Consider the following 12962-nt stretch of genomic DNA (forward strand, 5'->3'; position numbering starts at 1 on the left):
ATTGGACCGCTCCCCTGGCGGTGATTACATTCCGTTGGAAAACACGTCGAGCACGTCCGCACTGACCCAGCCCTGTGCGCAGTTCCCGGCGTAACGTCCCGGCGCCGCCGCATGGCAGGCCTCGCCCCCCGTGGTCACCAGGCCAGTGATCGGCCTGTCGCCATAGGTGTCACACAACGTGTTGCCCTTGCACTTGCCGACCGTCGCAGCGGGAACCGCAACGACGTAATAGAACAGCGGATTCTGTCCGGTGCGTCCGATGCCCTGCACGCAGACCAGCTGCCCCTTCGACAGCTTCGCGGTCACGCTGGCCTTGCTGCCGGTGGATGGCACCGCACTCAACGTCTCCACGCCCTTGGCATCGGCTACGCCAGCGAAGAAACCCTGGTCGCCACAGTCCGGCAACAGTTCGACATCGTAGAAATCACCGCTGTCCACATCGCCCGCCGTGCAGCCGCTGCCTGTACTGGCGTTGCTGCATTTCACGCCACTGGCCTGGATCAGCGCAGCCAGGCCGTCGGCTGCCGGTGCTGCCGCCGGAACCGTGGCCGGTGCTGTGGCAGGTGCATCTGCCGGTGCGGCAGCGGCCGGTGCCGATGCGGTCGGGGCGGATGAGTCACCGGCCGCACACGCGCCCAAGGCGAGCAGCAGGCTGGGCACGAGCGTCAGGCGGGCCAGGCGGATACGGCGGGAAGAGAGATGGGGCATATCCATTGCGTCCTCGTTCGAAAGGTAAGGCGTATCTCAGGGGCGCGGCCAGCGACACGCACGCGGCATCGCACCCAGCCAAGACAGGCTGGGCGCATTGTGTCCGATCAGATGTTCGGGGGGTGTCGACTTTTTGGCGCTGGAACCTGAATTACCCGAAAGCGTGATACTCATCGCATTCAGGATTCGCCCGCCTTCACGGCACGGCGGAATGCACCGTCGACGATGACATTCCGGGTGACCCCTCAGGTGACGCGGATCACTCCAGAACGGTGCAATCCGCGCGACGCACTTCTTCGACGAAGGTGCGCATCTTGTAGCCGTCCTTGATGCCCGGCTCCAGCTCGATACCGCTGGAGACGTCCACGCCCCACGGCAGCGTCGCCAGCACGGCATCGTAGACGTTCTCAGGGTTCAGGCCACCGGCCAGCAGGAACGGCCGGTGCAACCCGGTCGGAACGCGGCCCCAGTCGAACGCCACGCCGGTGCCGCCACCGCCACCCGGGGCGTGGCTGTCGAACAGGAAGCCGGCAGCGCTGGGGTAGCGCAGCTGCAGGGTGCGGGCGTTGACCTCTTCACGGCCGCCCATGGCGATCGCCTTCAGGTACGGCATGTTGAAGCTGCGGCAGAAGCTTTCGTCTTCCTCACCATGGAACTGCAGCAGGGTCGGACGTACCGTACGCAGCACCTCGCGCACTTCTTCCTTGCTGTTGTTGCGGAACAGCGCCACCACGTCGACCATCGGCGCGATCGCCTGGCGCATCGCGCGGGCCTCGGCCGGTGCAACCCGGCGGCTGCTCTCGCGGGCAAAGATGAAACCCACTGCGTCCACGCCCAGCTCACCGGCCAGGCGGACGTCGCCGGCACGGGTCATTCCACAGAACTTGATGCGCGTACGGTAGTAGGAACGGCTCATAGCGTGACCTCGGCGGGCAGATGCCAGTTGTCGGGGTACAGGGGCCCAAGGAACACCAGGCCCTGCGGCGGTGCGGTGGGACCAGCTACGGTGCGGTCGCGCCCGGCCAGCAGTTCGGCGATCCATTCCACCGGTTTTTCGCCGCTGCCCACCAGGATCAACGATCCGACGATATTGCGGACCATGTGATGAAGAAATGCATTGCCACGTACTGCGACTTCGATCACTTCGCCATGACGGCTGACCTGCAGCGACTGCAGTTCACGCCGCGCATGCAGCGCCTGGCACTGCACCGAACGGAACGCGCTGAAGTCATTCTCACCAAGCAATGCCTGGCCGGCGGCATGCATCAGGGTCTCGTCCAGCGCACGGCGCTCCCAGCTCAGGGTCTGCCGGTCCAGCGCCGGCCGTACCTCGCGGTTGAGCAGCCGATAGCGATAGCGGCGCGCACGCGCGGAGAAGCGGGCGTGGAAATCATCGGCTACCGGCACGCACCAGCGCACCGCGATCGAGCGCGGCAGGCGGGTGGTGGTGCCGAGCATCCAGGCGCGCGGATCGCGCACCACGTCGGTATCGAAATGCACGACCTGGCACTGACCATGCACGCCGGCATCGGTGCGGCCGGCGCAGACCACCTGCAGCGGCGCATCAGCCACCGATGACAGGGCCTGCTCGAGGCTGGCCTGCACGCTGGGACCACCCTCGCCCAGGTTCTGCCAGCCCCTGAAATCGCTGCCGTCGTACTCGACGCCAAGCGCATAACGCATGTGCTACCTCGATGTTGCGGATGGGGCGGCGCTCAGGCCGGATCGCGTTCGGACCAGACCGCCAGTTCGTTGCCACCGGGCTCGACGAACTGGAAGCGGCTGCCACCGGGGAAGGAAAACACCGCGCGCACGATCTCGCCGCCGGCTTCGCGCACGGCGGCCTCGACCGGTGCCAGTGCGTCGGCATACAGCACCAGCAGCGGTGCACCGCTGTCGCTGGCCCGCTGCGGCTGGCCACGGAAGAAGCCGCCCTGCAGGCGGCCATCGTCGAACGCCGTGTAGTCGCTGCCGTAGTCGACGAACGACCAGCCGAACACCTTCTCGAAGAAGGCACGGCTGGCAGCCGGGTCGCTGGACGCGAATTCAACGTAGTCGATGCGGCGTTCGCGGCTCATGGCAAGGTCCTTGTCGGCAGGTTCGGTCACGGCAGGCGCGCCAGCAGTTCACGGGCCTGGGCCTGGCTGTGCAGGTCACCGCCTTCGGCGACTTCCAGCAACAGGGTGCGCGCCGTCTGCGCGTCGCCCAGATCGAGGTAGGCAATGGCCAGTTCCACGCGCTCCTGGCCGGCACGTGGCGACCAGCCGGCGTCGCCGGCAGGCGCGGCTGCGCTCGACGCGATGTCGTCGGAATGAGAGGCCTCGATGCTGCCATGGTCGATGCCGTCGATGGCTTCGGGATGAGCGGCATCCGCCGGCGCCTCGTTGTCATGCGCGTCGGCCGGCAGATCGAACACGCCGCGGAACTGCGGCTGCTGTTCGGCATGCAGTGCGTAATCCGGCACCGCCACGTCGGCCGGCGCCTGCGGTACAACGCGTTCGTCCTGCAGCGGCGCGGCGACGACAGCCTCGTCGGCGGTGGTTGCGGAATCGTCCCAGCGCGGCAGATCGGTCACCGCTTCGGGCAAGGCCACCGCGTCCTCGTCGCGCAGCGTGTCGGCCTGCCAGTCGGCCCGTACCGCGTGCTCGACGACGGGTTCGGCGACCACTACGTCGTGCACTTCGGTTTCGGTCGCCCAGTCGGGCATCGCCGGTTCCTGGCGGCCGTTGCCGGCAACAGCCGATGACCACGAGGACTGCTCGGCCAGCGTATCCAGCGCCGCACCCGCCGGCACCGCTGCGGCCAGGCCGGCGGCATCGTCTTCCTCACGCAGCGGCGGCAGCGGCGACGGCTTGCGACGACGCAGCAGCCAGGCGGCGCCCGCCGCCAGCAGCAGCACCGGCAGCCCCAGCCAGTACCACGGCGTTGCCGCATCGCGGGCATCCGGTGCCTGCGCCAGGCGCTGCTGCGCGGCGGCCAGGTCGTTGTCCTTCATCGCGATCAGCGACTGCTGCTGTTCCTTGAGCTTTTCCAGGTCGGCCACGCGCTGCTTCAGCTCGCCGATCTCGGCATCGCGGGTGGCGATGTCCTCACGCGCCTGGCGCAGTTGTTCGTTGCCCAGCATGTCACCCTCGCTGCCGGCAGCGGTGCCGGTGGTTGTGCCCGCGTGCGCGGCGTCGGACGCCAGCGCCGGAGCGATCTCAAGTCGTGCCCCATTGGCCGCAGCCGGGGAAGAAGCATTCGTGGCAGCCGCCTTGGCAACCGGTGCGGCCATGCCCACCGGTTGCGGCACGGTACGCGCCTGCCTCCATTGCGCGGCATGCTCGCGCACGAGCGTCGCCGCTTCGGCAGCGTCGACCGCAGCAAGCGCATCACTGCCGGGCATGCGCAGCACCGCACCCTGCTTGAGCAGGTTGACGTTGCCGCGGATGAAGGCTTCGGGATTGGCACGCAGCAGGGCAATCATCGCGCGGTCGCGACTGACCTGGTTGCCACGTGCCACCGCACTGGCGATCTGCGACAGGGTCTGCCCGCGCTGCACGGTGATGCTGCCATCGGCCGCCGGTGCAGCAACTGGCGCGGAGGCCGCACGCGGGCGTGCCGGTGCTGGCGCCACCGCTGGTGGCGGCGTCGTGGGCGTCTCTGCTGCTGGCACCGAAGCCGGTGCAGGTTCGCGCACGATGGTATTGGAGAGCGTACCGGCCGGCGCGACGATTTCCGGCTCGGCCACGGCCAACGCACTGGGCGGCGCATCGACCAGTGCCGAGTACTCACGCACCAGGCGGCCCTGGCCCCAGTCGGCTTCGATCAGGAAGCTGAGCGACGGCGTCTCCACCGGCGCCTGCGAGGTGACGCGCACCACCGCCCTGCCCTGCGTGTCGCGGGTCAGTTCGAACTGCAGTTCACTGACCAGTCCGGTTGGCCGCTGCAGGCCGACACGTTCGAAGGTGACCGGTGAGGCCAGCGCCACGCGCAGGTTTTCCAGTTCGGACGGGTCCGCCGAGACCACCGGGATTTCGGCCAGCAGGGGCTGGCCCGGCTTGGACAGGACCCGGATGTCGCCCAACCCCAGGGCAAGCGCCGAACTGCTGGCCAGGGCGAGCAGTGCGGCGGACAGATAGGTGAGCGGGCGCTTTGCGCCCTTGGCCCGTTTATTCATGGGCGACACTATAAAGCGTGCGGACCGGGGTCCGCACCCACCGATGGGAGACCGTCGGTAGTGCCGGCCGCTGGCCGGCATACACGCACGCCCCCATCACGGCAATACCGGCCAGCGGCCGGCACTACCGGTGAGGCAACCGCTGTGATCAGCGCTGCTCGGCGGCGACCAGCTCGGCCAGCTGCACGGCATTCAACGCCGCGCCCTTGCGCACGTTATCCGACACGATCCACAGGTTCAGGCCGCGCGGGTGCGACAGGTCCTCACGGATGCGGCCGACGTACACCGCGTCGGTGCCCGACGCATGCGTGACCGGGGTCGGGTAACCACCGGCTTCGTGACGATCGACCACTTCGATGCCCGGCGACTGCTCCAGCAGCGCGCGTGCTTCGGCGACGGTGACCTTGTCGCGGGTCTCGATCGCCACCGACTCGGAGTGGCCGTAGAACACCGGCACGCGCACCGCGGTCGGGTTCACCAGGATGCTGTCGTCGCCGAGGATCTTGCGGGTCTCCCAGATCAGCTTCATCTCTTCCTTGGTGAAGCCGTTGTCCTGGAAGTCGTCGATGTGCGGGATCAGGTTGAAAGCGATCTGCACCGGGAAACGCTGCGGATCGATTTCCTGGAAGCTCAGCAGCTGGCCGGTCTGCTTGCCCAGCTCCTCGGTTGCCGAACGGCCGCCGCCGGACACCGACTGGTAGGTGGAGACGTTGATACGCTCGATGCCGTACTTGCGGTGCAGCGGCGCCAACGCCACCAGCATCTGCATGGTCGAGCAGTTCGGGTTGGCGATGATGCCGCGCGGACGGTTGGCGACCTGCTCCGGGTTGACCTCGGACACCACCAGCGGCACGTCATCGTCGTAACGGAAGGCCGAGGAGTTGTCGATCACCACTGCACCCGCTGCGGCGAACTTCGGTGCGTATTCCTTCGACACGCTGCCGCCGGCCGAGAACAGGGCGATCTCGACGCCGCTCGGATCGAAGGTGGCCAGGTCCTGGACCTTGACCTTCTGGCCGTTGAACTCGATCTCGCCGCCGGCCGAACGCTCGGAAGCGAGGACACTCAGGGTACCGACCGGGAAGTCACGCTCGGCCAGGATCGACAACATGGTCTCGCCGACCGCACCGGTGGCACCGACGACGGCGACGTGGAAACTGCGCTGTGCATTGCTCATGGGGGAAACTCTCACGAAAACGGGGATGGGGAAAAACACGCACGACAGCTGGGTTCGGGGAACCTCCTCAAGCAGGGCGCGCGGAGGTTCCCTATCGTTTCCCGGTTTTTTTGCCCAGAGTCACGCGCGCGGCCATCGCCGCGTCAGCGTTGATCGCGCTCGGCATGCGCGACGGGCCGCCGTCCAGGCCGAGCCCGGCAACCAGATTATCCACGGCCAGCTGTACCATCGCCGTGCGCGTAGCCAGCGAGGCGCTGCCGATGTGCGGAGTGAGCACGACGTTGCGCAGCGCCAGCAGTTCGGGGCGTACCTTTGGCTCGCCTTCGTACACATCCAGACCCGCTGCAGCAAGGCGGCGGTTGGCCAGCGCATCGGCCAGCGCGATCTCATCGACCAGGCCGCCGCGGGCGATGTTCACCAGCGTCGCCGACGTCTTCATCTTCGCCAGCGCGGCGGCATCGATCAGGTGGTGCGAGGCAGGGGTATACGGCAGCACCAGCAGCAGGTGATCGGACTGCGCCAGCAGCGTGTCCAGGTCCACATAACGGGCCCCCACCTCCGCTTCGATCGCGGCCGGAAGCTGCGAACGGTTGTGGTACAGCACCTTCATGCCGAAACCATGCGCGCCGCGGCGGGCGATGCCCTGGCCGATGCGGCCCATGCCGAGGATACCCAGCGTACTGCCGTGGATGTCGGCACCGAGCATGGTCTGGAACGACCACTGCTGCCACTGGCCTTCGCGCAGCCAGCGCTCGGATTCAGTGATGCGGCGCGCGGTGGCCATCAACAGAGCGAAACCGAGATCGGCGGTGGTTTCAGTCAGGACGTCCGGGGTATTGCTGGCGAGGATGCCGGCCGCGCTGAGCGCGTCGACGTCCAGGTTGTTGTAGCCGACACCGACATTGGCGATCACCTGCAGCTGCGCGGCATCGGCCACCTGTGCTGCGCCGATGCGCTCGTTGAGGGTGATGATGGCGCCGTCGGCGCTGGCCAGCTGTTCGGCGATCTGGTCGGGCGACCAAGCGGTGACGGTGTCGGTGCTGCGCAGCTGCACGCGATCGCGCAGCGGCGCGATGGCCGCGTCGATCAGCGGCTGGCTCACCCACACGGTCGGCCGCGTGTCAGCCATCGATCTGCCCGGGAATGCGCGGGGTGATCGTCCCGACATCGCCGCACTGCGCGCGATGACGCAGCGCCTGGTCCATCAGCACCATCGCCACCATCGCCTCGGCGATCGGAGTGGCGCGGATGCCGACGCAGGGATCGTGGCGACCGGTGGTGACCACCTCGACCACGTTGCCGGCCGTGTCCAGTGACGGGCCCGGCAGGCGCAGGCTGGAGGTCGGCTTCAACGCGATCGACGCGACCACCGGCTGGCCGGTGGAAATGCCACCGAGGATGCCGCCGGCATGGTTGCTGGCGAAGCCCTGCGGGGTCAGCAGGTCGCGGTGTCCGGTGCCCTTCTGCGCTGCGCTGGCGAAACCGTCGCCGATCTCAACGCCCTTCACCGCGTTGATGCTCATCAGCGCGGCGGCCAGTTCGCCATCGAGCTTGCCGTAGATCGGCTCGCCCCAGCCTGGCGGCACGTTGTCGGCCACCACGTCCACGCGCGCACCGACCGAATCACCGGACTTGCGCAACGCATCCATGTACGCCTCCAGTTCCGGCACCTGTGCGGCGTGCGGCCAGAAGAAGGGATTGTCTTCCACCGCCGACCAGTCGAAACCGGCCGGGGTGATCTCGCCCAGCTGCGACAGGTAGCCGCGCACGGTCACGCCGAAGCGCTCGGCCAGCCATTTCTTGGCGACCACGCCGGCGGCCACGCGCATGGTGGTCTCGCGCGCGGAAGAACGGCCGCCACCGCGCGGGTCGCGGATGCCGTACTTGTGCCAGTAGCTGTAGTCGGCATGGCCCGGCCGGAACTGCTGGCCGATGTTGGCGTAGTCCTTGCTGCGCTGGTCGGTGTTGCGGATCAGCAGGGCGATCGGCGTGCCGGTGGTCAGGCCCTCGTACACGCCGGACAGGATCTCGACCTCGTCCGCCTCGCGGCGCGCTGAGGTGTGCCGGCTCTTGCCGGTAGCGCGACGCTGCAGGTCGTGAGCGAATTCGGCCGCGTCCAGCGCCAGCCCCGGAGGGCAGCCATCGATCACGCAGCCGATGGCCGGCCCGTGCGACTCGCCGAACGTGGTGACGGTGAACAGCTTGCCGAACGAATTGGAACTCACGGGCGCTGCGCCGCCAGTTCGGTGATGCGCGCGCTGTGGGCGATCAGCTCGCGGCATTCGACCGCGAAGATGCCCATCTGGCCGACCTTGAATTCGATCCAGGCGAAGTCGACTTCCGGCAGCAGTTTGATCAGGTGCTGCTCGGACTCGCCCACTTCACAGATCAGCAGACCGTCTTCGCTCAGGTGCAGCGGCGCATCGCGCAGGATCTTCAGCACCAGGTCCAGGCCGTCGTCGCCGGCACGCAGGCCCATCTCCGGCTCGTAGGAGTATTCCTGCGGCAGGGCATCGGTCTCGTCGTTGGTGACGTACGGGGGGTTGGTGACGATCAGGTCGTAGTGGCGACCGGTCAGGCCGTTGAACAGGTCCGACTTGAGCAGGGTCACGTTGTGCGCCTGCAGGCGTTCCTTGTTTTCCTCGGCCAGCGACAGCGCGTCGTCGCTCAGGTCGACACCGTCCACTTCCCAGTTCGGGTAGTAGTGCCCCATGGCGATGGCGATGCAGCCCGAACCGGTGCACAGGTCCAGTGCACGATGCACGTCACGACCTGCCAGCCACGGCTCGAAGCCGCACTCGATCAGTTCAGCGATCGGCGAGCGCGGCACCAGGGCGCGCTTGTCGCTCTTGAAGCTCAGACCGGCGAACCAGGCCTCACCGGTCAGGTAGGCGGCCGGGATGCGTTCGTCGATGCGGCGCTGGAACAGTTCCAGCACACGCACCTTCTCTTCCTGCAGCAGGCGCGCCTGGCCGTAGGCCGGGCCCAGATCGTGCGGCAGGTGCAGGCTGTGCAGCACCAGCTGGGTGGCCTCATCCAGCGCGTTGTCGTAGCTGTGCCCGAAGGTCAGCCCGGCTTCGTTGAAACGGCTGGTGCCGTAGCGGATCAGATCGATGATCGTGTGGAGTTCGGCGGCCGTTTCAGCGGTCATGGCGGTACTGCGGGCAAAGTGGCCCCCGATTATAGGGGCTGGCGCCCGCGGCGGCATCCGTTGCGGCAGAAACGATCGGGCCGCAGCCGGTATGATGGAGCCCACTTCGCGCGGGGGCTCCCATGTTCAATCGCAACGCCGGCATCATCCTGCTGATCGCCCTGGCGGCGGGTCTCGGCCTGCTGGCCGCCCAGCAGGTGTTCGCGCCGAAGCCGCCGGCCAATGCCCCGGCCACCGAAGCGATCACGCTGTACCCGCAGCCGCGCGAACTGCCCGACTTCAATCTGGCCCAGTCCGACGGTACCCGCCTGATCCCGGGCGAACTGAAGGGTCACTGGACCCTGGTGTTCCTGGGCTTCACCTTCTGCCCGGACGTCTGCCCGACCACCCTGGCCGAGCTGGCCGGCGCGCAGAACCAGTGGGAGGCCCTGCCCGACAGCCTGCGCCCGCGCGTGCTGTTCATCTCGGTCGACCCGGACCGTGACAGCGCCGCCCGCCTCGGCGAGTACGTGCACGGCTTCCACAAGGACACCCTGGCCGCCACCGCCGATGTGCCCTCGCTGGAGCGCTTCGCCACCTCGCTGGGCTTCGTGTTCCAGAAGGTGCCAGGCAAGCACTTCGACGAGAACCCCGAGGATTACACCGTCGAGCACTCGGCCAGCCTGGCCGTGCTCGACCCGCACGGCCGCCTTGCCGGCCTGGTGCGGCCCCCGTTCAACGCGCCGGCGATTGCCCGCGACCTGCAGAAGCTGACCGAGAAAACCGCCCCATGAGCCTCACCACCGCCCTGACGTACGCCCTGCCCCACCGCCTGCTGTCCTCGATGGCGCGTTCGCTGGCGTACTCGGACGATCCGCGCGTGTCGCGCTGGCTGATCGACACGGTCACCCGCAAGTTCAACGTCAATCTGGACGAAGCGGCCAACCCGGACCCGCGCAGCTATGCCACCTTCAACCAGTTCTTCACCCGTGCGCTGAAGCCGGGCGCGCGCGTGGCCGATGCCGATCCGCGCAGCCTGGTGATGCCGGCCGATGGCCGCATCAGCCAGCTCGGCAGGATCGAAGCCGGCCGCATCTTCCAGGCCAAGGGCCAGTCGTTCACCGCCGCCGAACTGCTGGGCAGTGACGAGGATGCCAAGCCGTACAACGAAGGCCTGTACGCCACCGTGTACCTGTCGCCGCGCGACTACCACCGCGTGCACATGCCGTGGACCGGCACCCTGCGCGAAACCGTGCACGTGCCCGGCCGCCTGTTCAGCGTCGGCCCGGCCGCCGTCAACGGCGTGCCGCGCCTGTTCGCGCGCAACGAGCGCCTGGTCTGCCATTTCGACACCAGCTTCGGCCCGATGGTCAGCGTGATGGTCGGTGCGCTGCTGGTGTCCGGTGTGGAAACCGTGTGGAGCGGCGAAGAAATTCCGGCCTACGGTGACCGCATCACCCGCAAGGACTACCGCGGCCAGGGCATCCAGCTGGAGCGCTTCGCCGAGATGGCGCGCTTCAACTACGGCTCGACCGTGATCGTGCTGCTGCCGCCGGGCGTGGCCGAGTTCGCCCCGCAGCTGGGCGCCGAAAGCCCGGTGCAGCTGGGCCAGGCGCTGGCGAAGCTGCGCTGACAAAAAGGGGACGGAGGGGATTAAGTCGTTTATGCATAAACGACTTAATCCCCTCCGTCCCCTTTTTCCACAACGGAATGCCGGCCAGCGGCCGGCACTACCGGTACGCGCGTTACTGCAGGGCCGGGGCCGGGCCGACGTCCATGCCGTCGTAGTCTTCCACGCCCTTTTCCGCGGCCAGCGCAGCGAATTCCTGGTTGCGGCGGTCCAGCGAGGCTTCGTCGTGGATCTCCACACGCTCCACGTGCAGCACGTGGAACGGCGCGTCGCCCTCTTCCGGCTCCTGCTCGAACAGTTCCACGAAGGTGTAGCCCTGCGCCTGCAGGTGCTCTGCCAGCGCCTGCAACGGCTCAGCAGTGGAGTGCACGAAGAAGTACCCCCACAGCAACGGGCCGTTGATGTCCCAGTCGGTGTTTTCGCGGAGGTTGGCGAACAGGTTGCGGGTGTCTTCGAGATCCATGTGGGTTCCAGAGGTCGTGGGGGATTACTTGTCGCAGCCCTGCAGCTTCAGCGTCTGGCCGTGGCGCAGGCTGTAGGCCGGGGCCTTCAGGCCGTTGGCGCGGGCCAGGGTCGGCACGTCGCACTGGAACTTCGCGGCAATGGCGCCCAGGGTCTCACCCCGGCCCACCTTGTGGCTGCGCACCGGCTTCGGCCGTGCCGCCGGGCGCGGCGTGGCTACCGGAGCGACCGGTGTGGTCGGCACGCTGGTGGAGGCCGCGGCGTCGGCCAACGGCACCACGCCGCCCACGGCCACGCTGCCGGTGTAGCTGGCGGCGGTCGGGCGCTTGATCGCCGCGTTCAGATCGGCGGTGATCAGGGTGCGGGCCAGGTCGGCACGCGGGCCACTGACGCAGTTGCGCTGGTACAGGCCGGCAATGCGGGTGGTGGCGTTGATCAGCGTGCCGGCCGGAATCCAGCCATCGGCCTCATAGCGCGGATTGAGATTGCGCAGCGCGCGCATGTAGCCATCACGGGTGCCGTGGCTGCCCAGGCAGATGGTCAGTTCGTAGATGGTGGTGGACTTGGCCAGGCGCAGCGTGGCCGGCTGCGCACTGATCTTCGGCAGCTCCACACCGTACTGCTGCGGGTGCAGGAAGATCCAGGCCGCGGCGATCACCATCGGCACGTAGTCCTTGGTTTCACCGGGGAACTGGTTGTAGACGCTGTCGGTCCAGAAACTCTGGCCACCGCTCTGCTTGAACACTCGCGCGGCGCGGCCTTCGCCACCGTTGTAGGCGGCCACCGACATTTCCACGTTGTTGTTCAGTTCGCGCAGGCGCTCGTTGAGATAACTGGCGCTGGCCTCGGCGGCACTGCGTGCGTCAAAGCGCGTGTCGAAGCCGGTGCCGTCCGGGCCCAGGCCGAAGCGGCGGCCGGTGGCCGGCATGAACTGCATCAGCCCGGCGGCGCCGGCACGCGAGGAGGCATGCACACGGCCGTTGGACTCCTTGGCCATGATGCCGAACAGCAGCGCTTCAGGCAGGCCACGCTTTTCCCACTCCGGCCACATCACCGCGCGCAGGTTCTGGTAGTTCTCGTAGCTGGTCAGCAGCGCCGGGCGCATGTCGGTCAACCAGCGGCGGATGCCGGCCTGCACGGCGGGGTTGTACTCGACCATGGTGTCGAAGGCATGTCGCTTGTCGTTGAGCAGCGCTGCAGCGCGCGCGGCCTCCGGCACGTCGGCGGTAAGCGGGCCGATATGGTCGGGGTCGGCTTCCAGGCGGTCACCGCCCTCATCGGCCACGTCATCGCTGGCAGCGGCATCAGCATCATGCTTGAGCAGGCGCTTGTAGCTGGCCAGCAGGGTGCCCATCTGGCAGCCCTTCTGCTTCACGCAGTCGTTGAGGACATCTTCCATGTCCTCCAGCGCGGCGTCCGCCTCGTTGCTGCCCTTGGGGTCGGCATTGGCGACCAGCAGCAGCGCATCGCTGTAGCGCTTCTCGGCGGCGGTCATGCGCTGCTGCAGCGCATCCACCTTCACCTTGTCCCGGGCCGAAACCCGCTGCGCATGGGCGTCGGGCGCCAGGGAAACCAGGCCGGCCAGGGCCAGCAGCGGCCAACCGCGGGAAATCAGGACAGGAACGGGCATTGATGGCACTGTGTGCGAAACAGGCAGGCAGAGTAGCGGCGCCGCCAAGGTCCGGGCAAGCCGACC

The 12962-nt window shown here is 67.8% G+C and carries 13 protein-coding genes; 2 read left to right on the top strand and 11 right to left on the bottom strand.

Annotated features, from left to right (window positions below):
- Positions 1-24: 24 nt before the first annotated feature.
- From ACZLIB_RS16360 to prmB, 9 genes are all read right to left on the bottom strand, one after another.
- Positions 25-714, bottom strand: coding sequence for a hypothetical protein (locus tag ACZLIB_RS16360; protein WP_478468138.1), 690 nt, complete (start codon positions 712-714; stop codon positions 25-27).
- A 253-nt stretch (positions 715-967) separates the two neighbouring features.
- Complete coding sequence (locus tag ACZLIB_RS16365) at positions 968-1624, bottom strand: phosphoribosylanthranilate isomerase (RefSeq protein ID WP_019660598.1); 657 nt, start codon at positions 1622-1624, stop codon at positions 968-970.
- Entirely contained in the window at positions 1621-2391 is a 771-nt protein-coding gene (gene truA, locus ACZLIB_RS16370) for a tRNA pseudouridine(38-40) synthase TruA (protein WP_049398724.1), read from the bottom strand. Before truA ends, ACZLIB_RS16365 begins: the two co-directional genes overlap by 4 nt.
- Before the next feature lie 32 nt (positions 2392-2423).
- Positions 2424-2786: a VOC family protein gene (locus ACZLIB_RS16375; RefSeq protein ID WP_125895654.1), complete on the bottom strand. Its 363-nt coding sequence runs from the start codon at positions 2784-2786 to the stop codon at positions 2424-2426.
- 26 nt (positions 2787-2812) lie between these two features.
- Positions 2813-4867: a FimV/HubP family polar landmark protein gene (locus tag ACZLIB_RS16380; RefSeq protein ID WP_478468140.1), complete on the bottom strand. Its 2055-nt coding sequence runs from the start codon at positions 4865-4867 to the stop codon at positions 2813-2815.
- 148 nt (positions 4868-5015) lie between these two features.
- Positions 5016-6044, bottom strand: coding sequence for an aspartate-semialdehyde dehydrogenase (locus ACZLIB_RS16385; protein WP_012511725.1), 1029 nt, complete (start codon positions 6042-6044; stop codon positions 5016-5018).
- A 91-nt stretch (positions 6045-6135) separates the two neighbouring features.
- Positions 6136-7173: a 2-hydroxyacid dehydrogenase gene (locus ACZLIB_RS16390; RefSeq protein ID WP_478468142.1), complete on the bottom strand. Its 1038-nt coding sequence runs from the start codon at positions 7171-7173 to the stop codon at positions 6136-6138.
- A complete protein-coding gene (gene aroC / locus ACZLIB_RS16395) occupies positions 7166-8269 on the bottom strand; it encodes a chorismate synthase (RefSeq protein ID WP_459001321.1) in 1104 nt (367 codons plus the stop codon). Before aroC ends, ACZLIB_RS16390 begins: the two co-directional genes overlap by 8 nt.
- Positions 8266-9195, bottom strand: coding sequence for a 50S ribosomal protein L3 N(5)-glutamine methyltransferase (gene prmB, locus ACZLIB_RS16400; RefSeq protein WP_458075011.1), 930 nt, complete (start codon positions 9193-9195; stop codon positions 8266-8268). Before prmB ends, aroC begins: the two co-directional genes overlap by 4 nt.
- 122 nt (positions 9196-9317) lie before the next feature.
- Between prmB and ACZLIB_RS16405 the strand changes: the two genes are divergently transcribed.
- Together ACZLIB_RS16405 and asd are read left to right on the top strand one after the other, a co-directional pair.
- Positions 9318-9968 carry an SCO family protein gene (locus tag ACZLIB_RS16405; protein ID WP_478468145.1) on the top strand — a complete coding sequence of 217 codons (651 nt, stop codon included), beginning with the start codon at positions 9318-9320 and terminating at the stop codon, positions 9966-9968.
- The gene (asd, locus tag ACZLIB_RS16410; RefSeq protein ID WP_125895651.1) at positions 9965-10807 is read left to right on the top strand and encodes an archaetidylserine decarboxylase; all 843 of its coding nucleotides are present in this window, start codon (positions 9965-9967) and stop codon (positions 10805-10807) included. The genes ACZLIB_RS16405 and asd overlap by 4 nt, the downstream gene beginning before the upstream one ends.
- A gap of 112 nt (positions 10808-10919) precedes the next feature.
- Here asd and ACZLIB_RS16415 read toward each other — a convergent pair whose 3' ends face one another.
- On the bottom strand, positions 10920-11267 hold the full coding sequence (locus ACZLIB_RS16415; RefSeq protein ID WP_032128242.1) for a ribonuclease E inhibitor RraB: 348 nt from the start codon (positions 11265-11267) through the stop codon (positions 10920-10922).
- Positions 11268-11291: 24 nt separating this feature from the next.
- Positions 11292-12896 carry a transglycosylase SLT domain-containing protein gene (locus ACZLIB_RS16420; RefSeq protein ID WP_478468147.1) on the bottom strand — a complete coding sequence of 535 codons (1605 nt, stop codon included), beginning with the start codon at positions 12894-12896 and terminating at the stop codon, positions 11292-11294.
- Between the last annotated feature and the right edge of the window lie 66 nt (positions 12897-12962).

Source organism: Stenotrophomonas sp. 220_Sma, from assembly GCF_056487375.1.